The sequence below is a fragment of the Pseudoxanthomonas mexicana genome (assembly GCF_046736355.1).
Classification (GTDB): Bacteria; Pseudomonadota; Gammaproteobacteria; order Xanthomonadales; family Xanthomonadaceae; genus Pseudoxanthomonas_A; species Pseudoxanthomonas_A mexicana_B.
In genome coordinates this window covers 2,976,312-2,996,594 of record NZ_CP157201.1, presented here as the reverse complement: position 1 = coordinate 2,996,594, position 20,283 = coordinate 2,976,312, and the positions used below count along the sequence as shown (strand labels likewise).

Below are 20,283 nucleotides of genomic sequence, written 5' to 3'. Positions count from 1 at the left end.
CGCGGCCTGCGCGTGCGTCCGCCGCCGCTCAGCGCGGCGGCGCGCAGGGATGGTGCGGCCCGGTCAGCTGCAGGCAGCCGCGCCGGATCAGTTCGCCGGGGTCGAGCCGGTGCGCGCCGCCTTCCCCGGCCGATGGCCGCAGCGAGGTGGGGCGGTAGGCGGCCCAGCCGTTGCGGCCGTGCTGCTTGACCTGGTAGAGCGCGCGGTCGGCCAGCGAGACCAGTTGCTCCCAGCTCAGCAGATCCGGCTGGTTGGGGAACAGCGGATACTCGATCAGCCCCAGCGACGCGGTGATCTGCAGGTCGGCGCCGCCGATGTCGAAGCGGTGCGCCGCCACCGCCATGCACAGGCGCTGGCCCAGCGCGGCCAGGTCGGCGCGCGGCATCGGCCGGAACACCATCAGGAATTCCTCGCCGCCCCAGCGCACCACGTATTCGCCCTGGCGGGTCATGTCGCGCAGCAGTCCGGCGATCTGCTGCAGCACCTGGTCGCCGGCCTGGTGGCCGTGGTTGTCGTTGATCGACTTGAACTGGTCCACGTCCAGCAGCGCGAAGATGATCGCCTCGTCGCCGGCGGCGAAAGCCGGGTCGCGCTGGTGGTAGGCCAGGTCGATCGGGATCTGTTGCGCCATGTAGCGGCGGTTGTGCAGGCCGGTCAGCGGATCGGTCAGGCTGATCGCCTCCAGCCGCTGGTTGGCCAGGCGCAGGTCGCGGGTGCGCTGCTCGACCAGTTCCTCCAGCGCGCTGCGCTGGCGCAGGTGGCGGCGCAGCAGCCAGCGGTTGGACAGCAGCAGCAGCGACAGCAGGCCGACGGCCAGCGCCACGTAGAACCACGGGCTCTCGTAGAAGTACGGCGCGATGCTGAAGGGCAGGCGCGCGACGGTGCGGCTGGACAGGCCGCTGTTGTTGGTGCCGATCACCTCGAACACGTAGCGGCCCGCGGGCAGGTTGGTGTAGGTGGCGCTGCGCTGGTTGGGATCCTCCAGCAGGCGCCAGTCGGCGTCGTAGCCGGCCAGGCGGTAGCGGATGTCGATGTGATCGGAGGCCTGGAAGCTGAGCGTGGTGAACTCGAAGCGCAGGTCGCGCGCCTGGCGCGGCAGCAACCAGTCCGCATTGGGATCGGCCGGCCGCCATTGCGGGCCGACCTGCACCCGTTCGATCACCGATTCGGGGATGTAGCGGTTGCCGATGATCCCCTCCATGTCCATGACCACCACGCCGTCGCGGGAGGGCAGCCACAGCGCGCCCTGGTGGACGAAGCCGCGGCTGTTGCCGGCGCCGTTGCAGCAGTCGCCCTTCTGGCCGCCGTGGCGGTCGCCGCGCTCGTTGAGCAGGGTTTGCGCGCGCACCGGATGGGTGGGGTTGCCGGTGGCCGCCAGCAGGTCGGCGATCGGGACGCGGTAGATGCCGCGCAGGCCGCCGACCCAGAGGAAGCCGCGGGCGTCGTCGGCCATGAAGAACGGCGCGTTGACCGGGATGCCGCGCGACTTGTCCAGCCGGGTCCAGCGATCGCCGTCGCGGACGAGCAGTTCCTCCTCCGACAACACCCCGACCAGCCATTGCCCGCCGGGCAGTTCGTGCAGCGCGGTGACGTGCGGGCTGTCCAGGCCGGTGCCGGTCAGGGCGATGGCGTGCAGGCGGCCGTCGCGCCATTCGTACAGCCCGCTCTGGGTGCCGGCGAGCAGGCGGCCGTCGCGGGTCTGGTGCAGCACGCGCACGCGCGGGTCGGCCAGCCCGGCCGATTGCCCGTAGTGGGCCAGCGCGCCGTCCTCGTCCAGCCGGTACAGGCCCAGGCTGGTGGCGAACCACAGCCGCTGCTGGCGATCGCGCAGGATGCCGTTGATCTGCGCCGCATCCATCGCCTTCAGCGCCGGCAGCGGTTGCAGGCGGCCGCCGCGGTACAGGGCCACGCCCGAGCGCGTGCCGATCCAGGTGCCGTCGCGCTCCGGCAGCAGGCTGTAGGCGCTGGCGTGCGGCAGGTCGCGTCCCGCCACGACCTGCCGGAAGTGGCCGTCGGCCAGCACGCTGACGCCGTCGTCGCCGCCGACCCAGACGCGTCCGTCCGGGCCGATCGCGGTGGTCCACAGCAGCGGGGTTTCCAGGCCCTCGGTGCGGCTGTAGCGCCGGGTCCAGCCGTTCCAGACCCGGCTGACGCCCTCGACGCCGCTGCCCAGCCAGAGGTTGGCCTCGCGGTCCTCGTACATCGCGCGGATCGACTGCAGCGCTCCCTCCGCCCCGGCGCGCTCGACCACGCGCCCGCCGTGCAGCCGGTACAGCGTGTGCGCGGTCGCCGCCCACAGGTTGCCGTCGCGGTCGCGGTACAGCGACTCGATCGCCGTGTCGCCCAGCTCCGGGTCCTCGTGGCGGCGCCATTGCCGGCCGTCGAACCCGAACAGGCCCTGGCTGCTGCCGGCCCAGATCCGGCCAGCGTCCTCGGCCAACTGCCGGACCAGCGCGGTGGCAGCCTCGGCCGGCAGCGGTTGCCGGCGCGGTTCGCCGTCGCGCACCGCATAGGCTGCGCCGCGGCTGCCGATCCACAGCGCGCCGTCGCTGGCCGGCAGCAGCGCCAGCGCCCCTTCCGGCAGCGGGTGGCGGCGGACCAGGCGGCCGTCGGCCACCGCCAGCACGCCGCCGCTGGAGGCCACCAGCACGGTGCCCTTGTCGTCGATGTCGAGATCGTTGACGTCCACGACCGCGGCCGGCTCGCCCTCGGCCAGCGGCACGCCGCTGAAGCCCTTGCCGGCCTCGTGCACGGCTAGGCCCTGCGGCGTGCCGATCCACAGGCGGCCCTGCAGGTCGGTCTGCAGGGCCTGGATCCAGGTGCTGGGCAGGGCGGGGGTGTTGTCGCGATCGAAGTTGACGAAGCGCGCGCCGTCGAAGCGGCTCAACCCGGCCTGGGTGCCGAACCAGAGGTAGCCGGGCTTGTCCTGCGCGATGGCGATCACGCTCAGCTGCGGCAGGCCCTCGGCGAGGCTCCAGCTGTTGCGCACGTAGTGGTGGAACGACTTGTCCGGATCCAGCGCGGCCGCGGGCGGGCACAGCAGCGCCAGGCCCGCGATGCAGGACAGGCCCCACGCCAGTCGGCGCGCGCCAGGGGGCGCGGCGCCGCCGGATTTGTCGGGACGAGCGAACAGACGGACCCCCTACGGCCGAATGCCTACTGCCGGAGTATCGGCAAAGCGGGCCGGGACTGCAGCGGGGAAAAATGAACAGGCCGGGCGCATGCTCCCGCGATACCTGCGCGCGGCCATGTCGAGCGACCATCGGCGCGCTCCAGTCGTGCAGAATGGCTCCTCCGGCCCCCGCAACAAGATGATGAAGATCGATCCCGCCATCGTCCGCCGCCTCCGCGAACAGCGCGCCTGGTCGCAGGAGCAACTGGCCGAAATCGCCGGCGTCAGCGTACGCACGGTGCAGCGGGTCGAAACCGGCGGCAGTGGATCGCTGGATACGCGCATGGCGCTGGCGGCCGCGCTGGAGGTGGCGCCCGCCGCACTATGTGCCCCCGGCACCGGGGACGACGGAGCGCTGCCGACCCTTCCGGCTGACGGATTGGACGAGCGGATATTCCGCCGCTACGTCGTCGCCATCGGGTTCGCCATCGTCTTCGCCCTGTCGCTGCTGGTCGGCTACCTGGTGTCGCGCGATTTCGCAGCGAAGGAAAACCGCAGGGATTGCATCGCGGCCGGGCGCAGCGACTGCCGCTGAACGACCGCGCAGCATGCCGGGGTTTGGCAGGGCGGCCGGCAAGATCGACTGCCGTGCGCCAACTCGTTGATTCCAAATGGTTGTCGGGTGACTGTCGGGCCGGTGGCGTGGCGGCCAGGCGAGTGTCCGGCGTCAATGCCCGTCCCATCCACAGCCAGAGTGAACCCCATGCAATCCGACATCCACATCAATGCCGCACAGCTCGACCGCCTGCTGGAGGATCGCGGCTGGACGCGGCAGGATCTGGCCACGCGCGCAGGCATTCCGCTGCAGCGACTGCAAGAGGCCACCGATCGCGGCACCGGTCCGCTGCAATTGGGTTGGGCGCTGGCGACCGCGCTCGGCGTGTCGCCGGCGTTGCTGGACGCCGATTCGGCACAGGGGCGAGACTGGATCGAACACAGGAAAGCCAAGGCCGCCTTCCTGCTCGTACTGCTGTTCCTGGTTTCGGCGTTCCTCGGTTACCAGGTTGGCAGCGATTACGCCGCGCGTGCCAATCGAGCCGACTGCGCGGCGGCCGGTGGCACGGACTGCGGCATCAGCACTCGATGACGTTGACCGCCAGCCCGCCGCGCGAGGTTTCCTTGTACTTGTCCTGCATGTCGCGGCCGGTGTCGCGCATGGTCTTGATCACCTTGTCCAGGCTGACCTTGTGCTTGCCGTCGCCGCGCAGGGCCATGCGCGAGGCGTTGATCGCCTTCACCGCGCCCATCGCGTTGCGCTCGATGCACGGGATCTGCACCAGCCCGCCGATCGGATCGCAGGTCAGGCCGAGGTTGTGCTCCATGCCGATCTCGGCGGCGTTCTCGACCTGCGCGGGGGTGCCGCCGAGCGCGGCGACCAGGCCGCCGGCGGCCATCGAGCAGGCCACGCCGACCTCGCCCTGGCAGCCGACCTCGGCGCCGGAGATGCTGGCGTTCTCCTTGTAGAGGATGCCGATGGCCGCGGCGGTGAGCAGGAAGTCGAAGATGCGCTGCTCGCCGCCGCCACCGCCGCCGCAGAAGCGATCGTAGTAGTGCAGCACCGCCGGGATGATGCCGGCCGCGCCGTTGGTCGGCGCGGTGACCACGCGGCCGCCGGCGGCGTTCTCCTCGTTGACCGCCAGCGCGTACAGGTTGACCCAGTCCAGCACGGTCAGCGGATCGCGCATGGCCGCCTCCGGCTTGCTGGACAGCTCGCGGTGCAGCGCCGGCGCGCGCCGCGAGACGTGCAGGCCGCCGGGCAGGGTACCTTCCTGGCGGGTGCCGCGCGCCATGCACGACTGCATCGCGTCCCAGATCTCGCGCAGGCCGCTGCGGATCTCTTCTTCGCCGCGCCAGCACTTCTCGTTCTCGAACATCAGCTGGGCGATGCTCAGCCCGCTGCGCTGGCACTGCGCCAGCAGTTCGTCGCCGCTCCTGAACGGGTACGGCAGCGGCGTCTCGTCGGCGACGATGCGATCCGAGGCGGCGTCGTCCTGGTTGACCACGAAGCCGCCGCCGACCGAGTAGTAGTCGCGCGTGGCGATCACCTCTTCGTTGCCGTCGTAGGCGGTGAAGCGCATGCCATTGGTGTGGTAGGGCAGCTTCTGCCGCTTGTTCAGCAGCAGGTCGCGCTTCTCGTCGAAGGCGATGGCGTGGCTGCCGCCGAGCAGGATCCTCTTCTCGCCGCGGATGCGTTCCAGCGCCGGCGGGATGATGTCCGGATCGATCTCGTTGGGATAGTGGCCTTCCAGCCCCATCAGCACCGCCTTGTCGGTGCCGTGGCCGCGGCCGGTCAGCGCCAGCGAGCCGAACACCTCGGCGCGGATGCGCGCCACGTCCTGCAGGCGGCCGGGCTCGGCCAGCCAGCGCGCGACGAAGCGCGCCGCCGCGCGCATCGGCCCGACGGTATGCGAGGAACTCGGGCCGATGCCGATCTTGAACAGGTCGAAGGTGCTGACGGCCATGCCGGATATCCTTGGGTAGGCGGTGCAGGCACGCGGGCCTGCAAGCCGACCATTCTAGGACCAGCACCGTTGCGCCGATAGTTGCCACTGCTTCGCCGGCAGCCCCTACACTTGCGTATGGATTTGATCCTCTACCAACGCGACGACTGCCATCTGTGCGATCTCGCCCTGGCGGTGCTGGCGGACGCGCGCGCGCCCGAGTTCGACAGCGTGTTCATCGACGACGACCAGGCGCTGGAAACGCGCTACGGCGCGCGCGTGCCGGTGCTGCGCGACGCCGCGCGCGATCGCGAACTGGACTGGCCCTTCGACGCCGCCGCCCTGCGCGCATGGCTGGACTGAAGCCGGCCGGCGCGCGGGCCGGCCTCAGCCGGCCGGCTTGAGCACGACCCGGGTGCTGATCGCCACTTCGTCGGGGATGGTGGCGGTGTCGGCCCATTCGCCGCCGCCGACGCCGAAGTCCAGCCGCTTGACCGTGGCCTTGCCGTTGAGGACCGGCTGCGCGCCCGGCGTCCAGGTGAAGGTCAGCGTGACCGGCTTGCTGACCCCGCGCAGCGTCAGCGTGCCGTCGGCGGCGTACTGGTTGCCGCCCAGCGCGCGGAAGCTGCCCGCGCTGTAGCGCGCCTGCGCGAACCTGCCGATGTCGAAGAAATCGCCGCCGGTCAGCGTGCTGTCGCGATCGTCGTTGCCGGTGCGGGTGCCGGCCAGCTGGATGGTGACGTCGAGCCGGCTGGTTTCCAGCTTCTGCGGATCGAAGCTCAGCCGGGTGTCGAAGCCGCCGAAACGGCCGGTGAACACTTCGCCCTGGTAGTTGCTGGCGAAGATCAGCGTCGAGCCGGGCGCCTGCACGTAGTCGGCGGCGAAGGCGGGCGCGGCGGCGGCCAGCAGCCACGCGGCCAGCGCCAGGCGCGGGGAAAGCGTGCGCGTCATGGAGAACTCTCTTGCGGGGGAGGAAGGGAAGGCTTGCGTCGCCAGGCCGGCAGCATGCGGCGCAGGGTGTCGTCGTTCCTGAACAGGTGGTGGTACAGCGCCGCGCCCACGTGCGCCAGGACCAGCAGCGCCAGCAGCCAGAACATCAGCGCGTGCGCCTGTTCGGCCATTGCCTGCAGCTCGCGATCGCGGCCGGTGAGGGCGGGCAGGTTGAACAGCTTGAACCATTGCAGCGGATAGCCGGCGGCCGAGTTCAGCACCCAGCCGGACAGCGGGATGGCCAGCATCAGCAGGTACAGCGCGGCATGGGTGATCGCGGCCACGCGCTGCTGCCACGGCGGCGTGCCGTCGACCGCGCGCGGCGCGCCGGCGTACAGCCGCCAGGCCAGCCGCAGCGCGACCAGCGCCAGGATGGTCAGGCCGATAGCCTTGTGCAGCGCGTAGACGTTGATCTTGCGCGGCCCGTTGGGCAGGTCGCCCATGCTCAGGCCGATCCCGGCGACCACCAGCAGCAGCGCCACGATGATCCAGTGGAACAGCTTGCTGACGGCGCCCCAGCGTTCGGTGGTGTTCTTCAGGGTCATGGCTCGGGTTCCGGCTCGGCGGGAGAAGGATCGACGGGGAGTGTGGCATCGTCCTGCGCGTCTTGGCGGCGGCGCACCGCCTCGGCCTCGATGCGCAGCTGCACCTCGTCGCCGATGAGGTTCTTCCAGGCGTCGATGCCGAACTCGGAGCGCAGGATCGTCGCGGTCGCCGAGAAGCCGGCGGTGCGGCGGAACGGCGGCAGCGGATGGCGCCTGATCGCATTGAGGCGCACGTCGAGGGCGATCTCGCGGGCCACCCCGCGCAGCGTCAGCACGCCGTGCACGCGCGCGCGGTCCGCGGCCAGCGGTTCGACGGCGGTGGAGACGAAGGTCGCGTGCGGGTGGCGCTCGCCGTCGAGCAGGTTGCGCGCCAGCGTGGCCTGGTTCCACTTCGCATCGCCCAGATCCAGCCGCTGCAGTGGCACGCTGACCTCGATGCGCGCGCTGTTCCAGTCCTGCGGGTCGAACAGCAGCTCGCCGGTGCTGCCCGAGACCGCGCCCAGCGCCTGCGAGAAACCGGCGTGATCGACGGCGAACAGCACCCGCGTGTGCACCGGATCCAGTTCGTAGCGCTCGGGCGCGGCCAGCGCCTGCGGGATGCCGGCAACGGCGAGGCCGATCATCGCCGGCAGCGCGGCACGCACGAAGGGAAGGGTCGATCGCATCATCGGCGGCCATTCTAGTGACCGGAAGGGCGATGAGGGCGCGCTTGCGCCTGCAACGGTCCGTTGCGACCATGCCGGGCGTCGCAACGGGGAAGCCGGCACGAATGGACGCTTGCAAGGATCTGCCGCCGAGGCAGGACGGCGTGTCGCGGTGGAAAGCGGTATCCGCCAGCGCGAACGCGTGGCCGCGTGCCGGCCTCGCGCGCGCGGCGCAGGCGCTCGCGTCCGCCGCGCTGGCGGCGTGGCTGCTGGCCCTGTGCATGGCCGCGCCCGCGCACGCCGGCCTGCCGGAAACGCCGCGGTTGCGCCAGCTCACCGTCGCCGACGGCCTGCCTTCCAACGTGGTCTACGACATCGCCGAGGACGCCGAGGGCTATCTGTGGCTGGCCACCATCGACGGGCTGGCGCGCTACGACAGCATCGGCTTCCGCGTCTGGCGGCTGGGCGAGGGGCTGCAGGACAACACGATTTCCTCGGTCCACGTCGATGCGCGCAACCGCGTCTGGGCCGGCACCGCCGCGGCCGGGCTGATGATGCTGGAAGCCGATCGCCAGCGCTTCCACTACTACCGCCGCGGCGATCATCCGGAGATCGGCAGCGACACGGTGTGGAGCGTGGTCTCCACGCCGGACGGCGCGATCTGGTTCGGCACCCACGACGCCGGCCTGCACCGCATGGACGAGGAGGGGCGCATCCGCCGCTTCATGCCGGTCGCCGGCGACGATCGCAGCCTGCCCGGGGTGGCGGTGACCGATCTGGAAGTCGATGGCGAAGGCCGCCTGTGGGTGGCCACCGAACGCGGCGTGGCGCGCTGGACCGGGCGCGATTTCGAGCGCGTGCCGGCCGCCGCGCACGCCAGCCTCTCGGTGTCGGGCATCGTCGTCGATCGCGCCGGCGACGTCTGGATCGGCACCCCGCTCGGCGCCAGCGTGTACCGCCGCGACGGCAGCTGGTCGCTCGATCCCTGGGACATGCGCGGCGGCATGCCGATCTACGGCCTGCTGCTGCAGGACCGCAACGGCATCGCCTGGCTGGACACGCTCGACGGCATGCGCCGCGGCGAGGAAGGACAGACCTTCGCGGTGCCGCTGTACAGCAACCTCACCCGCGGCCGCGTGCGCCCGCAATGGAACCGGGCGCTGGAGGATCGCGAGGGCGGGCTGTGGTTCTCCAGCATCGATGCCGGCCTGTGGTACCTGCCGTCCAACTGGCGGCAGTTCTCGGTGCTGGCCAAGGACGAGGGCGACCCCGGATCGCTGGGCAATGCGCAGACCTACGGCATCGCGCCCTCGACCAGCGGGCACCTCTGGCTGGTGGGATCGTCCGGTACGCTGGACCAGCTCGATCCGGAGACCGGCGAGGTGCGCCACGTGCTGGAGGACATCGGCGACGGCGCGGTGGCCAACGCGGTCATCGAGACGCGTGACGGCGTGGTGTGGGTTGGCTACCCCGACGGCCTGCTGCGCTACGACCCGGCCACCGGCGCGCAGCGCCGCTGGGGCGCCGGCGACGCCACCGACGCCGCGCCGCAGGGCGACGTGAACCTGCTGCACGAGGACGCGCAGGGCCGGCTGTGGGTCGGCGCCGGCTACTGGGGGCTGCAGGCGCGCGATGCGCAGGGCCGGGTCGGCGCGCAGTACCGCTTCGACGGCCGGCACGGGCTCGCGCCCGGCGAGGGCATCCTGCACGTCGCGGGCGGGCGCGACGGCGCGCCGTGGATCGCCGGCTCGGCCGGCCTGCAGCGCTGGAACCCGGGGAAGTCGCGTTTCGAGCACGTGCCGGGCGTGGCGGAAGAAGTCACCGAGTCCTTCGCCTGGGACGAGCAGGGCGTGCTGTGGGTGGCCGGGCTCGGCACGCTGCGCGCCTACCGCCTGGAGGACGGGCGCTACCTGCCAGGGCGGCATTTCGATCGCCGCCACGGGCTGCCGCAGGTGGTGTTCACCGGCCTCATCGTGGACCGGCGCGGCATCGTCTGGGCGGCCAGCCCGCGCGGCCTGGTGCGCATCGATCCCGGCAGCGGGCTGGTGCGCGTCTACGGCATCCACGACGGCCTGCCCGGGCAGGAAATCATCGCCGCGCCAAGCCGGCGGCCGCAGGACGGGCGCCTGCTGATCAGCGCCTCGCACGGCATCATCATCTTCGACCCGGCGGTGATGCGGCCCTCGCCGCGGCCGCCGCGGCTGGTGATCGACGCGGTGTCGTTCCGGCAGGGAACCGGCCGCGTCCACGCGCCCGACGCGCGCGCGGCTTTCGAGCTTGGCCACGGCGATCGCGATCTGCGCGTGGTGGCGCGGCTGCTCTCCTACGCCAACGCGCGCGCGCACCGCTACCGCTTCCGGCTGTCGGACTACGACGCGGGCTGGGTGGAGGTGGGCGCCGACGGCGAGCGCACCTTCTCGCAACTGCCGGCCGGCCGCTACCGGCTGGAAGTGGCCGGCAGGACCGCCGACAACGTCTGGTCGGACACGCAGGTGCTGGTCTTCGAGGTGATGCCGCCGTGGTGGCTGCGCGGCTGGGCGATCGCCTCGTGGGCGGCGCTGGCGCTGGGCGCGCTGCTGCTGCTGGCGCTGTCCTACCGCCGGCGCCTGGCCCGCCGCAGCGAATGGCAGCTGGCGCTGCACAAGCGGCAACTGGCCGAGCAGGCGTCCGAGGCCAAGTCGCGCTTCCTCGCCACCCTGGGCCACGAGGTGCGCACGCCGATGACCGGCGTGCTGGGCATGAGCGAACTGCTGCTGGCCACGCCGCTGGACGAGCGCCAGCGCGGCTACACCCAGTCGATCCAGCGCGCCGGCACGCACCTGCTGCGGCTGGTCAACGACGCGCTGGACCTGGCTCGGATCGAATCGGGCAAGCTGGAGATGCAGGCGATCGATTTCGATCTGCACGCGCTGCTGCACGACGTGGTGGCGCTGATGGCGCCGGTGGCGCGCAAGCGCGGGCTGGCCTTCGAGGACGACATCTCGCCGGCGCTGCCGCGCTGGGTGCAGGGCGATCCGCTGCGCCTGCGGCAGATCCTGCTCAACCTGCTGGGCAACGCGACCAAGTTCACCCCGCAGGGCACGGTGTCGCTGCGCGCCCTGCCCGGCGCCGGCGGCACGCGGATGCGGCTGGAAGTGGCCGACACCGGCCCGGGCATCAATCCCGAACAGCAGGCCCGGTTGTTCCGCCGCTTCGAGCAGGCCGAGGGCGCGCGCACGACCGCGCGCTACGGCGGCAGCGGGCTGGGCCTGGCGATCTGCCAGGAGCTGGCGGTGGCGATGGGCGGCTGGATCGGCGTGGACAGCGCGCCGGGGCGCGGCGCGCGCTTCTTCGTCGAACTGCCGCTGGTCGCGGCGCAGTCCGCGCCGGCGCCGCGCCGGCCGCAGCCGGCCGCGCAACGCGCGCTGGACGTGCTGCTGGTCGAGGACGACATGACCGTCGCCGAGGTCATCGCCGGCCTGCTGCGCGCGCGCGGGCACGCGGTGGTCCATGCCACGCACGGGCTGGACGCGCTGAGCACGTACGCCGGCAGGCGCTTCGACGTGGCCCTGCTGGACCTCGACCTGCCCGGCATCGACGGACTGGTGCTGGCCGAACAGCTGAAGCTGCGCGGCTTCGGCGCGCCGCTGCTGGCGATCACCGCGCGCGCCGACGCGCAGGCCGAGCCGCAGGCGCGCGCGGCCGGCTTCGACGGCTTCCTGCGCAAGCCGGTGACCGGCGACATGCTCGCCGAGGCCATCGCGCACCTGCTGCCGCAGCAGCCGGAGCCGGCCGCCGGCGAGGGGCTTCGCTAGCGCGCCTCAGTCCGCCCACGCCTCGGCGTAGACGGTGCGGCGCGGGTCGTCGGGATCGGCGTGGACCCAGATGCCGCTGATCTCGTTGATCTCCAGGTACAGGCTGTCGGGGTTGACGGTCATGCGGCAGTCCTGCGCGGGGCCGGATTCCTCGCGCAGCCGGCGCTGCAGGCAGCGCGTCTCGATCAGCCGGCGCAGGTCGTCGGCCACCGCCGCGTAGGCGGCCTCCAGCACGTACTGGTGATCGCCCCACAGTTCCGAATCCATCAGCCGCACCTCGGCCACCGGATGGCCGGCCATCGTCGCCGCGCCGGGCTTGAGGTAGGCGGTGCCGGCCAGGGCGATCATCGCCACGCCGGCGCTGTCCTCGTCCAGCGTATGGCAGTCCAGGTGCAGCCGCTCGACGGCCTTGCGCCAGGGCAGCGCGATCTCGTCGATGCGGCGCGCGCGCACGCCCAGGCAACCGCCCTGGTCGCCGCCGCTGCCGTCGACCACCGGCTGCAGGATCACCGGGAAGTCGTCGCCGGAGAGTTCCAGCGGCGGCGCGCCCGTCCTCGCGGCCTGCGCCGGCAGCGCCAGCAGGGCCGCAACCAGCAACGGCGCGGATTTCATCGCTACCGGGGAAGCCCGCATGCGCATGTCACAGGCCATCGACGATGGCGGCGCGCCGCCGCCGGTATTCGTCCTGCTCGATCAGGCCCTTGGCGTGCAGGTCCGCTAGCGCGCGCAGGCGCGCCTCGGCCGGTGTGCCCGTGCGCCGCCCGCCTCGCATCGCATGCGCCAGCAGCGCGATCAGCGCCGCCACCCCGCCGGCGGCCAGCGCCAGCGCGCCCAGCACGATCAGCCAGTGCCAGATGCTCAATCCACCCATCTCCGTCTCCCTGTCCTTGGCGGGCCGCGATTATCGCCCGTGGCGCGGAAGATGCGGTCAACGCAACCGCTGTGCTTCCGTCACGCCGAACGCGGGATCGTAGTAGAACCAGCCACCGGCATGGCCGGCCAGCCAGTCGATGCCGGCACGGGCGTCGTCGGGCACGTGGCACAGCAGCGACGCGCCGGCCGGGAGCCGGCCGCGGGCGCGTCGCCGAGGAATTCCAGCAGCGTCGGCGGCGGCGGGTCACCCCAGTTGAGGCAGCGCGCTTCGGCCGCGGTGGCGGGGTTCCAGTCCATCTTCTTCCAGAACGCCGCGCGCCCGGCCGCGTCCAGCACCCATGCCTGCGCGTGGCTGCCGTCGGCCGCCAGGGTCACGCGGTAGCCGTCGTCGTCGCGGGCGACGATCCACACCGGCTCGCCGGGTTGGCCGGTATGGCCGTGCCCGTAGCGGCCGGCGAAAGCGTCGTCGCCGGCCGGTGCGCCGGCGGCGCAAGCCAGCGCGAACGTCGCCGCGGCGGCGACGGATGTCCTGCGCATCACCTCAGCGCGCGCTGAGGCGATGGACCGCGTCGACCAGCGCGGCGACGTGATCGGGGTTCATGTCCGGCGACATGCCGTGGCCGAGGTTGAACACGTGGCCTTCGCGGCTGCCGCCGTTGCCTTCGGCGTAGCTGTCCAGGACCGCGCGCGCCTGCGCCTCGATCGCGGCCGGCGAGCCGTACAGCACCGCCGGATCCAGGTTGCCCTGCAGCGCGACCTTGCCGCCGGTGCGGCGCGCGGCCTCGCCCAGTTCGACCAGCCAGTCCACGCCGACCGCCTCGGCGCCGCTGGCGGCCAGCGCTTCCAGGTGCGCGGCGTTGCCCTTGCCGAACAGGATCAGTGGCGTGCGTTCCTCGCCTTCGCCACGTTCCAGCTCGCGCGCAATGCGCTGCAGGTAGGGCAGCGAGAACTCGCGGTACATCGCCGGGCTCAGCACGCCGCCCCAGGTGTCGAACACCTGCAGGGCCTGCGCGCCGGCCGCGCGCTGCGCCGCCAGGTAGGCGATCACCGCGTCGGTGTTGACCGACAGCAGCCGGTGCAGGGTGGCCGGATCGTTCAGCGCCATCGCCTTGATGCGGGCGAAGTCCTTGCTGCCGCCGCCTTCGACCATGTAGCAGGCCAGCGTCCACGGGCTGCCGGAGAAGCCGATCAGCGGCACCTTGCCGTCCAACTCGCGGCGGATCACCCGCACCGCGTCCATCACGTAGCGCAGCTCGGTCTCCATGTCCGGCACGCCCAGCCGATCGACGTCGGCGGCGCTGCGCACGGTGCGCTTGAACTTCGGGCCTTCGCCCTCGACGAAGTGCAGGCCCAGGCCCATCGCGTCGGGGATGGTCAGGATGTCGGAGAACAGGATCGCCGCATCCAGGTCGAACCGGCGCAGCGGCTGCAGGGTGACCTCGCAGGCGATCTCCGGATGCTTGGCCATGCCCAGGAAGCTGCCGGCCTGCGCGCGGGTGGCGCGGTACTCGGGCAGGTAACGGCCGGCCTGGCGCATCAGCCAGACCGGCGTGCGATCGACGGGTTGGCGCTTGAGCGCGCGCAGCAGGCGGTCGTTCTTGAGGAGGGAAGCCAAAACGGGACTCCTTGGGCGGTCTATCCGGCGGCCGCGTCGGCGATGCCGGGGTGGGGAGGGAAGGCGGGCACCGTCAGCATCCGGCCCGTGGGGCGACGACGGGCCTCATGGCTGCTGCGCACCGCGCGCGAACATCACCTGGAAGCCGCGCTTGAGGTGGCTGTCGCGCGCCTTCTCGAACGCGGCGATGGCCTCGTCCTGCAGCAGGTACTGCTCGCGCCGCAGCTGGGCGCGGCCGCCAATCTGGCCGGTCTCGCGCAGCAGTTCCCAGCCGCCGAACAGGTCCGGTTGCAGGGTGAGCTGGACGTAGCGCGGGGCTTCGCCCGCGACCGGGCGCTGCTGGAGGAGGAGACGCATGGCGCGATTGTAGCCTGCCGCGCCGGCGGGCCGGGCGCCGGTTCAGCCGGCGCGCAGCACCGCTAGCACCGCGGCCTCGTCCACGTCCGGCACCACCTCGGCACGGCCGATGCCGCGCCACAGCACCAGCCGCAGGCGGCCGGCGAGGTTCTTCTTGTCCAGCCGCATCCGCGCCAGCAGCGCCTCCGGCGCCAGCCCGGCGGGAATCTCCGTGGGCAGGCCGTAGTCGCGCAGCAGCGCGCGCAGGGTTTCGGCGTCGTCCTCGCCGGCCATGCCCAGCGCCGCCGACAGCCGCGCGGCCAGCACCATGCCCACCGCCACCGCCTCGCCGTGGTTGAGGTTGTCGTTGTCGGGGCTCCCATAGCCCTGCTCGGTCTCGATGGCGTGGCCGAAGGTGTGGCCGAGGTTGAGCAGCGCGCGCTCGCCCTGCTCCAGCGGATCGCGCTCGACGATCTCGGCCTTGTGCTCGCAGCTGGCGGCGATGGCCAGCGCCAGCGCCTCGTCGTCGCCGGCCAGCAGGGACTCGCGCTCCTGCCGCAGCCATTGCAGGAAGCGCGCATCGCGGATCGCGCCGTACTTGATCACCTCGGCCAGGCCGGCGCGCAGCTCGCGCGCCGGCAGCGTGCGCAGCGTCGCGGTGTCGGCGAAGACCGCGCGCGGCGGGTGGAACGCGCCGACCAGGTTCTTGCCCTGCGCGATGTCCACCGCGGTCTTGCCGCCGACCGACGAATCGACCATCGCCAGCAGCGTGGTCGGCAGCTGCACGCAATCGACCCCGCGCATCCAGCACGCCGCGGCGAACCCGGCCAGGTCGCCGACCACGCCGCCGCCGAGGGCGAACACGCAGGCATCGCGGCTCGCGCCGAGCGCGGCCAGCGCCTCGATCGCGTGGCCGAACTGCGCCAGCGTCTTCGACGCCTCGCCGGCCGGCAGCACGAAGGTGCCGATGGACAGGTCGGCGCGCGCGCGGTGCAGCGCCTCGCGCACCTGCGCCGCGTACAGCGGGGCGACGTTGGCGTCGCTGACCAGCAGCGCGTGGCGGCCGCGCACCTGCGCGGCCAGCGCACCGGCGTCGTGCAGCAGGCCGGGCGCGATGGTGATGGCGTAAGGATGTTCGCCGCCGACGGCGACGGTGCGGGGGGCGGGATTCATGCGGGGGACTCGCAGCGCTGCCAGTGCCGGGCCAGCAGGCGGATCAGGCGGGCGGTGGCCTCCGCCGGCGCCAGGCCGTCGGTGGGCAAGGCCAGGTCGGCGGTTTCGGCGTACAGCGGGTTGCGCACGCGCGCCATCTCGCGCAGCACCGGGTCGCGATCCGGCTGTTGCAGCAGCGGGCGGTTGGCGCAGCGGGCCAGCCGGTCGATCTGCGCCTCGACGCCGACCTGCAGGTGGACCACGAAGGCGCGCTCGCGCATCAGCGCGCGGTTGCCGGCATCGAGGATCGCGCCGGCGCCGGTGGAAACCAGTTGCCCGTCCCCGGCCAGCGCATCGCGCAGCGCCGCCGATTCGTGCTGGCGGAAGCCGGCCTCGCCGGCATGCTCGAAGATCGCCTTGACGCTGGCGCCGGCGCGCTCGGCGATGGCCTGATCCAGATCCACGAACGCCAGGCCGAAGCGCTCGGCCGCGCGCCTGCCGAGCGAGGTCTTGCCGGCGCCGGTCGGGCCGATCAGCACGAGGTTGGGGGCGGGATTCATCGCACGCGATGCTAACACTTCGTGGCGGGTCTCTTAACGCCGCAACGCCTACGGTCGCAGGTTCCCGGCGCATCGCGCCCATCGCAAGGAACCGGCCATGTCCGTCGCCAAGATCATCGAAATCAACGCGTCCTCTCCAACCAGCGTCGAGGACGCGGTCAGGTCCGGCCTGGCCAAGACCGCCGAGACGCTCAACGGCATCCAGGGCGCCTGGATCAACGAGATCAAGGTCGTCACCGACGCCAGCGGCAACATCAGCGAATGGCGGGTCAACCTGCGGGTGACGTTCGTGGTCGAGTGAGTGCGGCTGTCGACAGCCTTGTTTGCGCGTATGCGGCTCAGCCTGACGTGCGCCGCAACGCATCCAACACCACCGTGCGGTCGGCGATGGCCGGTAGCGTGCGCAGCGCCTGCCGGCTGATGCGTTCGTAGAACTGCACGAACCGCGCCACCTGCTCGCGGGTCATGCCCGCGCGTCCTGGCTGCGCGGCCTGCAAGGCCTGCTCCTGCTGCCAGCGCCATTCCGGCACCACCCCGAAGCCGGGGCCTTGCAGGAACCACAGCCTGTGCACCTGCGCCCACAGCGGCGGATAGTCGCGCGCCAGCGTGGCGTTGCAGTGGCGGCGCCAGCGGCCGTCGGCGTCCTCGTCGCGCTCCAGCGCGTTCAGCGGCGCTTCCAGCGCGGCCTCGTCCTCGGCCGGCACGCCCAGGCACCAGCCCTCGAACACCAGCAGGTCCAGCGGCCGCTCGATGCGCGTCCATCGCGAGGCCGGCAGGCGATCGTCGGCCAGCTTGTCGAAGCGCGGCAGCGCCACCGGCCGGCCATGCGCGATCGCGTCGAGCGTGTCCAGCGCCAGCGGCAGATCGTGGGTGCCGGGCGGGCCGCGCGTGCGCAGCAGCGGGTGGACTTCGCGCGCCAGCCGGAGGCGCGCGTCGGCGGTGAGGTAGAAATCGTCCAGCGACAGCGCGGCCGCGCGCAGTCCGCAGGCCTCGGCGGCGGCGACCACCTGTGCGGCCAAGGTGGACTTGCCGCAGCCCTGCAGGCCGGCGATTCCCAGCACCGGCGTCGCCCGTCCGGTGCCGCGAGCATCGGCCAGCGCCTGCCGCACCAGCGCCGGCGCGAAGCCGTTGATCGAGGTCATGTGCGAACCGGCTGACATGCGGCGACAATAGCGCAACGATTCCACCGACCGGGCCCCGCCATGACCGACCTGTACGCCGAAGCCCTCTCCACCTTCGCCGCGCTCTTCGACGAGGCGCAGGCCAGTGGCGGAGATACCGAACCCAACGCGATGACCGTGGCCACCGCCACGCTCGATGGCCGCCCGTCCGCGCGCACAGTGCTGCTGAAGGCGTTCGACGCGCGCGGCTTCGTGTTCTACACCCACATCGGCAGCCACAAGGGCCACGAGTTGCAGGACAACCCGCGCGCGGCGCTGCTGTTCCTGTGGCGCGGCCTGCGCGAGGCCGGCGTGCAGGTGCGCATCGAGGGCGGCGTGCAACTGGTCAGCGACGACGAGGCCGACGCCTACTTCGCCACCCGCCCGCGCATGAGCCAGATCGGCGCATGGGCCTCGGCGCAGTCGCAGACGCTGGCCTCGCGCGAGGAGTTCGACGCGCGCATCGCCGCGGTCGAGGCCGAGTTCGAAGGCCGCGAAGTGCCGCGCCCGGCCGGCTGGAGCGGCTTCCGGGTGGTGCCGCAGGCGATCGAGTTCTGGTATGGCGCGACCTTCCGCCTGCACGAACGCTGGCGCTACGAGAGCGATGCGGCCGGCGTGTGGGGCAAGCGGATGTTGTTTCCGTGAGCGTACGGGAATCGGGAATGGGGAATGGGGAATCGTCCGCAGCACCTGGTGCGGGTGCCTCCGATTCCCCATTCTCCATTCCCCATTCCCGGCTCCAGAGAGGACCGCAACGCATCGTCTGCCTGACCGAGGAGCCGACCGAGACGCTGTACGCGCTCGGCGAGCAGGATCGCATCGTCGGCATCAGCGGCTTCACCGTGCGCCCGCCGCAGGCGCGGCGAGAGAAGCCCAAGGTCAGCGCGTTCACCAGCGCCAAAGTCGACGAGATCCTCAAGCTCAAGCCGGATCTTGCGATCGGCTTTTCCGACATCCAGGCCGACATCGCCGCCGAACTGGTGCGCCGCGGCGTCGAGGTGTGGATCGCCAACCATCGCAGCGTCGAGGGCATCGTCGACTACGTGCGCCGGCTCGGCGCGCTGGTCGGCGCGGCCGCGCGGGCCAACGCCTATGCCGACGAACTGCGGCGCGGGCTGGACGACGTCGAAGCGGCCGCCGCGCGGCTGCCGGCGCGGCCGCGGGTGTACTTCGAGGAATGGGACGAACCGATCATCACCGGCATCCAGTGGGTGGCCGAACTGGTGCGCATCGCCGGCGGCGACGACGTGTTCCCCGAACTGTCGGCCGAGCCGCTGGCGAAGGCGCGCATCCTCGCCGACGGCGATCCGGTGATCGCGCGCGAGCCGGACATCATCCTCGGCTCGTGGTGCGGCAAGAAGTTCCGTCCCGAGCGGGTGGCCGCGCGTCCCGGCTGGCACGCCATCCCGGCCGTGCGCGACGGCGAATTGCACGAGATCAAGTCGCCGCTGATCCTGCAGCCCGGCCCGGCGGCGCTGACCGACGGCGTCAAGGCCATCCATGCCGTCGTGCGCGCCTGGGCCTTTCGGGAAATGTGAAGGGCCTTCATCGACAAGCGCAGGCCCGTATGGCATACCTACGCCGTTCACCCACCCGGAGCCCCGCCATGTTCCTCAGGTTCGTCCTTGCGCCCCTGCTCGCCGTCGCCCTCGTTTCCGGCACCTGCACCCAGGCCTACGCCGGCGTCATCACCACCCAGCAGGCGCTGTCGGCGGAAGTCCGCTCGGCCACCGAGCAGGAAGTGCGCACCGCGCTGGCGCGCGACGACGTCCGCCAGGCGATGCAGCAGCTCGGCGTCAATCCGCTCGACGTGGACGCGCGCATCGCCTCGCTCAGCGACGCCGAACTGATGCAGTTGCAGGGCGAGATCGATCAGCTGCAGGCCGGCGGCATCCTGGCGGTGATCGGCGTGGTGTTCGTCGTGCTGCTGATCCTCGAACTGGTCGGCGTCACCAATATCTTCAGCAAGGTGTGATGAAGCGCGTCGCCTATCGCCTGGCGGCGCTGCTGGCCGCCGGGGCGGTGAGCGGCTGCGCCATCAATCCCCCACTGCGCGTTCCGCCGCTGGCGCCTGCCGGCGGCATCGACCTGCAGCAGCAGGTGCCCTTCCACCCGCAGACCGAGTACCAGTGCGGCCCCGCCGCGCTGGCCACCGTGCTGGGCGCCAGCGGCGCGGCGGTCACGCCCGAGGCGCTGGCGCCGCAGGTCTACCTGCCGGGTCGGCGCGGCAGCCTGCAAGTCGAGCTGATCGCCGCGACCCGCCGCGCCGGCCGCATCCCGTATCCCATCGCGCGCGACCCCGAGGCGCTGTTCGCCGAACTGCAGGCCGGCCGCCCGGTGCTGGTGTTGCAGAACCTGTGGGTGCGCACCGTGCCGCGCTGGCACTACGCGGTGGTGGTCGGGGCCGACGCGGCGCGCAACCGGGTGGTGCTGAACAGCGGCGACAGGCGCGGCCTGCGCATGCGCGCGCCCACCTTCCTGCGCACCTGGGACTGGGGCGGGCGCTGGGGACTGGTGACGCTGCGCCCGGGCGAACTGCCGGCGCGCGCCGACGCCACGACCTACCTGTCGGCGGTGGCCGATTTCGAGGCGGTGGCCGGCGCCGAGGCAGCGCGCCCCGCCTACGCCGCCGCGCGCCAGCGCTGGCCGCAGGATGCGCGCGTGCCGATGGCGCTGGGCAACCAGGCCCATGCGGCCGGCGATCGGGCGGGTGCGGCGACGCACTACCGCGATGGACTGGCGCTGGCCCCGGCCGATCCGGTGCTGGCCAACAACTACGCCAGCACGATGGGCGAACTGGGCTGCCGCGAGCAGGCGCTGGCCGCGCTGGACGCGATCGGCGAGCCACCCTCGCGCTGGCGCGAGCAGTTGCGCCGCACCCGCGAGGAAGTGATGGCGATGCAGCCGGGGCGCACCGTCGCGTGTGAAACGCTGGCGCTGCCGCTGCGGTAGCGAAAAATAAGAGCCGCAGGCCCGTTTGTGGCGGCTGCCGCGCGCTCTG

22 protein-coding genes are annotated in these 20,283 nt (G+C 72.2%); 9 read left to right on the top strand and 13 right to left on the bottom strand.

Going from position 1 to position 20,283, the window contains the following annotated elements; translation table 11 throughout:
• Nucleotides 1-28 precede the first annotated feature (28 nt).
• Nucleotides 29-2,989: a diguanylate cyclase domain-containing protein gene (locus tag AAG688_RS13880; RefSeq protein WP_411832821.1), complete on the bottom strand. Its 2,961-nt coding sequence runs from the start codon at nucleotides 2,987-2,989 to the stop codon at nucleotides 29-31.
• A 325-nt stretch (nucleotides 2,990-3,314) separates the two neighbouring features.
• Between AAG688_RS13880 and AAG688_RS13875 the strand changes: the two genes are divergently transcribed.
• Both AAG688_RS13875 and AAG688_RS13870 read left to right on the top strand, forming a co-directional pair.
• Complete coding sequence (locus AAG688_RS13875) at nucleotides 3,315-3,707, top strand: helix-turn-helix domain-containing protein (RefSeq protein ID WP_411832820.1); 393 nt, start codon at nucleotides 3,315-3,317, stop codon at nucleotides 3,705-3,707.
• A 168-nt stretch (nucleotides 3,708-3,875) separates the two neighbouring features.
• On the top strand, nucleotides 3,876-4,259 hold the full coding sequence (locus AAG688_RS13870; RefSeq protein ID WP_411832819.1) for a hypothetical protein: 384 nt from the start codon (nucleotides 3,876-3,878) through the stop codon (nucleotides 4,257-4,259).
• Here AAG688_RS13870 and AAG688_RS13865 read toward each other — a convergent pair.
• Nucleotides 4,246-5,634, bottom strand: coding sequence for an L-serine ammonia-lyase (locus AAG688_RS13865; protein ID WP_411832818.1), 1,389 nt, complete (start codon nucleotides 5,632-5,634; stop codon nucleotides 4,246-4,248). The genes AAG688_RS13870 and AAG688_RS13865 overlap by 14 nt on opposite strands.
• 117 nt (nucleotides 5,635-5,751) lie before the next feature.
• Between AAG688_RS13865 and AAG688_RS13860 the strand changes: the two genes are divergently transcribed.
• The gene (locus AAG688_RS13860) at nucleotides 5,752-5,976 is read left to right on the top strand and encodes a glutaredoxin family protein (RefSeq protein ID WP_411832817.1); all 225 of its coding nucleotides are present in this window, start codon (nucleotides 5,752-5,754) and stop codon (nucleotides 5,974-5,976) included.
• 24 nt (nucleotides 5,977-6,000) lie between these two features.
• On the opposite strand, the gene AAG688_RS13855 is transcribed toward AAG688_RS13860, so the two are convergent.
• Genes AAG688_RS13855 through AAG688_RS13845 form a run of 3 tightly spaced genes read right to left on the bottom strand, consistent with a single transcriptional unit; the run spans nucleotide 6,001 to nucleotide 7,771 of the window.
• Nucleotides 6,001-6,564, bottom strand: a complete 564-nt coding sequence (locus tag AAG688_RS13855) for a YceI family protein (RefSeq protein WP_411832816.1) — start codon at nucleotides 6,562-6,564, stop codon at nucleotides 6,001-6,003.
• Complete coding sequence (locus tag AAG688_RS13850; protein WP_411832815.1) at nucleotides 6,561-7,148, bottom strand: cytochrome b; 588 nt, start codon at nucleotides 7,146-7,148, stop codon at nucleotides 6,561-6,563. Before AAG688_RS13850 ends, AAG688_RS13855 begins: the two co-directional genes overlap by 4 nt.
• Complete coding sequence (locus tag AAG688_RS13845; protein WP_411835023.1) at nucleotides 7,145-7,771, bottom strand: YceI family protein; 627 nt, start codon at nucleotides 7,769-7,771, stop codon at nucleotides 7,145-7,147. The genes AAG688_RS13850 and AAG688_RS13845 overlap by 4 nt, the downstream gene beginning before the upstream one ends.
• A 302-nt stretch (nucleotides 7,772-8,073) precedes the next feature.
• On the opposite strand from AAG688_RS13845, the gene AAG688_RS13840 reads away from it, so the two are divergent.
• Nucleotides 8,074-11,586 (top strand): two-component regulator propeller domain-containing protein, encoded by a 3,513-nt coding sequence (locus tag AAG688_RS13840; RefSeq protein WP_411835022.1) that lies wholly within the window; start codon nucleotides 8,074-8,076, stop codon nucleotides 11,584-11,586.
• Between the two features lie 6 nt (nucleotides 11,587-11,592).
• On the opposite strand, the gene AAG688_RS13835 is transcribed toward AAG688_RS13840, so the two are convergent.
• The 7 genes from AAG688_RS13835 to AAG688_RS13805 all read right to left on the bottom strand — a co-directional run bounded on the left by AAG688_RS13835 (nucleotide 11,593) and on the right by AAG688_RS13805 (nucleotide 16,122).
• Nucleotides 11,593-12,198 carry a hypothetical protein gene (locus AAG688_RS13835; protein ID WP_411832814.1) on the bottom strand — a complete coding sequence of 202 codons (606 nt, stop codon included), beginning with the start codon at nucleotides 12,196-12,198 and terminating at the stop codon, nucleotides 11,593-11,595.
• Nucleotides 12,199-12,226: 28 nt separating this feature from the next.
• A complete protein-coding gene (locus tag AAG688_RS13830; protein WP_411832813.1) occupies nucleotides 12,227-12,457 on the bottom strand; it encodes an SHOCT domain-containing protein in 231 nt (76 codons plus the stop codon).
• An 80-nt stretch (nucleotides 12,458-12,537) separates the two neighbouring features.
• Nucleotides 12,538-12,996: a hypothetical protein gene (locus AAG688_RS13825; protein ID WP_411832812.1), complete on the bottom strand. Its 459-nt coding sequence runs from the start codon at nucleotides 12,994-12,996 to the stop codon at nucleotides 12,538-12,540.
• Between the two features lie 4 nt (nucleotides 12,997-13,000).
• The gene (gene hemE / locus AAG688_RS13820) at nucleotides 13,001-14,074 is read right to left on the bottom strand and encodes a uroporphyrinogen decarboxylase (RefSeq protein ID WP_411832811.1); all 1,074 of its coding nucleotides are present in this window, start codon (nucleotides 14,072-14,074) and stop codon (nucleotides 13,001-13,003) included.
• Between the two features lie 105 nt (nucleotides 14,075-14,179).
• The gene (locus tag AAG688_RS13815; protein WP_411832810.1) at nucleotides 14,180-14,431 is read right to left on the bottom strand and encodes a WGR domain-containing protein; all 252 of its coding nucleotides are present in this window, start codon (nucleotides 14,429-14,431) and stop codon (nucleotides 14,180-14,182) included.
• A 42-nt stretch (nucleotides 14,432-14,473) separates the two neighbouring features.
• The gene (gene aroB / locus AAG688_RS13810; RefSeq protein ID WP_411832809.1) at nucleotides 14,474-15,583 is read right to left on the bottom strand and encodes a 3-dehydroquinate synthase; all 1,110 of its coding nucleotides are present in this window, start codon (nucleotides 15,581-15,583) and stop codon (nucleotides 14,474-14,476) included.
• Nucleotides 15,580-16,122 (bottom strand): shikimate kinase, encoded by a 543-nt coding sequence (locus tag AAG688_RS13805; protein ID WP_411832808.1) that lies wholly within the window; start codon nucleotides 16,120-16,122, stop codon nucleotides 15,580-15,582. Before AAG688_RS13805 ends, aroB begins: the two co-directional genes overlap by 4 nt.
• 97 nt (nucleotides 16,123-16,219) lie before the next feature.
• On the opposite strand from AAG688_RS13805, the gene AAG688_RS13800 reads away from it, so the two are divergent.
• Complete coding sequence (locus tag AAG688_RS13800; RefSeq protein ID WP_411832807.1) at nucleotides 16,220-16,423, top strand: dodecin family protein; 204 nt, start codon at nucleotides 16,220-16,222, stop codon at nucleotides 16,421-16,423.
• A 37-nt stretch (nucleotides 16,424-16,460) separates the two neighbouring features.
• Here AAG688_RS13800 and AAG688_RS13795 read toward each other — a convergent pair whose 3' ends face one another.
• Nucleotides 16,461-17,282 carry a kinase gene (locus tag AAG688_RS13795; protein WP_411832806.1) on the bottom strand — a complete coding sequence of 274 codons (822 nt, stop codon included), beginning with the start codon at nucleotides 17,280-17,282 and terminating at the stop codon, nucleotides 16,461-16,463.
• A gap of 42 nt (nucleotides 17,283-17,324) precedes the next feature.
• Here AAG688_RS13795 and pdxH point away from each other — a divergent pair, with 42 nt between their 5' ends.
• The 4 genes from pdxH to AAG688_RS13775 all read left to right on the top strand — a co-directional run bounded on the left by pdxH (nucleotide 17,325) and on the right by AAG688_RS13775 (nucleotide 20,234).
• The gene (pdxH, locus tag AAG688_RS13790; protein ID WP_411832805.1) at nucleotides 17,325-17,927 is read left to right on the top strand and encodes a pyridoxamine 5'-phosphate oxidase; all 603 of its coding nucleotides are present in this window, start codon (nucleotides 17,325-17,327) and stop codon (nucleotides 17,925-17,927) included.
• A gap of 17 nt (nucleotides 17,928-17,944) precedes the next feature.
• Nucleotides 17,945-18,820 (top strand): ABC transporter substrate-binding protein, encoded by an 876-nt coding sequence (locus tag AAG688_RS13785; RefSeq protein WP_411832804.1) that lies wholly within the window; start codon nucleotides 17,945-17,947, stop codon nucleotides 18,818-18,820.
• A gap of 68 nt (nucleotides 18,821-18,888) precedes the next feature.
• Entirely contained in the window at nucleotides 18,889-19,257 is a 369-nt protein-coding gene (locus AAG688_RS13780; RefSeq protein ID WP_411832803.1) for a PA2779 family protein, read from the top strand.
• Entirely contained in the window at nucleotides 19,257-20,234 is a 978-nt protein-coding gene (locus tag AAG688_RS13775; protein ID WP_411832802.1) for a PA2778 family cysteine peptidase, read from the top strand. The genes AAG688_RS13780 and AAG688_RS13775 overlap by 1 nt, the downstream gene beginning before the upstream one ends.
• The last annotated feature ends 49 nt before the right edge of the window (nucleotides 20,235-20,283 follow it).

Excerpts from the sequence above, each read along its gene's own strand:
- AAG688_RS13870 (WP_411832819.1), top strand. The coding sequence starts at position 3,876 with ATGCAATCCGACATCCACATCAATGCCGCACAGCTCGACCGCCTGCTG.
- AAG688_RS13875 (WP_411832820.1), top strand. The coding sequence starts at position 3,315 with ATGAAGATCGATCCCGCCATCGTCCGCCGCCTCCGCGAACAGCGCGCC.
- pdxH (WP_411832805.1), top strand. The coding sequence starts at position 17,325 with ATGACCGACCTGTACGCCGAAGCCCTCTCCACCTTCGCCGCGCTCTTC.
- AAG688_RS13845 (WP_411835023.1), bottom strand. The coding sequence starts at position 7,771 with ATGATCGGCCTCGCCGTTGCCGGCATCCCGCAGGCGCTGGCCGCGCCC.
- AAG688_RS13795 (WP_411832806.1), bottom strand. The coding sequence starts at position 17,282 with ATGTCAGCCGGTTCGCACATGACCTCGATCAACGGCTTCGCGCCGGCG.
- AAG688_RS13850 (WP_411832815.1), bottom strand. The coding sequence starts at position 7,148 with ATGACCCTGAAGAACACCACCGAACGCTGGGGCGCCGTCAGCAAGCTG.
- aroB (WP_411832809.1), bottom strand. The coding sequence starts at position 15,583 with ATGAATCCCGCCCCCCGCACCGTCGCCGTCGGCGGCGAACATCCTTAC.
- AAG688_RS13775 (WP_411832802.1), top strand. The coding sequence starts at position 19,257 with ATGAAGCGCGTCGCCTATCGCCTGGCGGCGCTGCTGGCCGCCGGGGCG.
- AAG688_RS13865 (WP_411832818.1), bottom strand. The coding sequence starts at position 5,634 with ATGGCCGTCAGCACCTTCGACCTGTTCAAGATCGGCATCGGCCCGAGT.
- AAG688_RS13860 (WP_411832817.1), top strand. The coding sequence starts at position 5,752 with ATGGATTTGATCCTCTACCAACGCGACGACTGCCATCTGTGCGATCTC.
- AAG688_RS13855 (WP_411832816.1), bottom strand. The coding sequence starts at position 6,564 with ATGACGCGCACGCTTTCCCCGCGCCTGGCGCTGGCCGCGTGGCTGCTG.
- AAG688_RS13805 (WP_411832808.1), bottom strand. The coding sequence starts at position 16,122 with ATGAATCCCGCCCCCAACCTCGTGCTGATCGGCCCGACCGGCGCCGGC.
- AAG688_RS13815 (WP_411832810.1), bottom strand. The coding sequence starts at position 14,431 with ATGCGTCTCCTCCTCCAGCAGCGCCCGGTCGCGGGCGAAGCCCCGCGC.
- AAG688_RS13825 (WP_411832812.1), bottom strand. The coding sequence starts at position 12,996 with ATGCGCAGGACATCCGTCGCCGCCGCGGCGACGTTCGCGCTGGCTTGC.
- AAG688_RS13800 (WP_411832807.1), top strand. The coding sequence starts at position 16,220 with ATGTCCGTCGCCAAGATCATCGAAATCAACGCGTCCTCTCCAACCAGC.
- AAG688_RS13840 (WP_411835022.1), top strand. The coding sequence starts at position 8,074 with ATGGCCGCGCCCGCGCACGCCGGCCTGCCGGAAACGCCGCGGTTGCGC.
- AAG688_RS13785 (WP_411832804.1), top strand. The coding sequence starts at position 17,945 with ATGGGGAATGGGGAATCGTCCGCAGCACCTGGTGCGGGTGCCTCCGAT.
- AAG688_RS13835 (WP_411832814.1), bottom strand. The coding sequence starts at position 12,198 with ATGAAATCCGCGCCGTTGCTGGTTGCGGCCCTGCTGGCGCTGCCGGCG.
- AAG688_RS13780 (WP_411832803.1), top strand. The coding sequence starts at position 18,889 with ATGTTCCTCAGGTTCGTCCTTGCGCCCCTGCTCGCCGTCGCCCTCGTT.
- AAG688_RS13830 (WP_411832813.1), bottom strand. The coding sequence starts at position 12,457 with ATGGGTGGATTGAGCATCTGGCACTGGCTGATCGTGCTGGGCGCGCTG.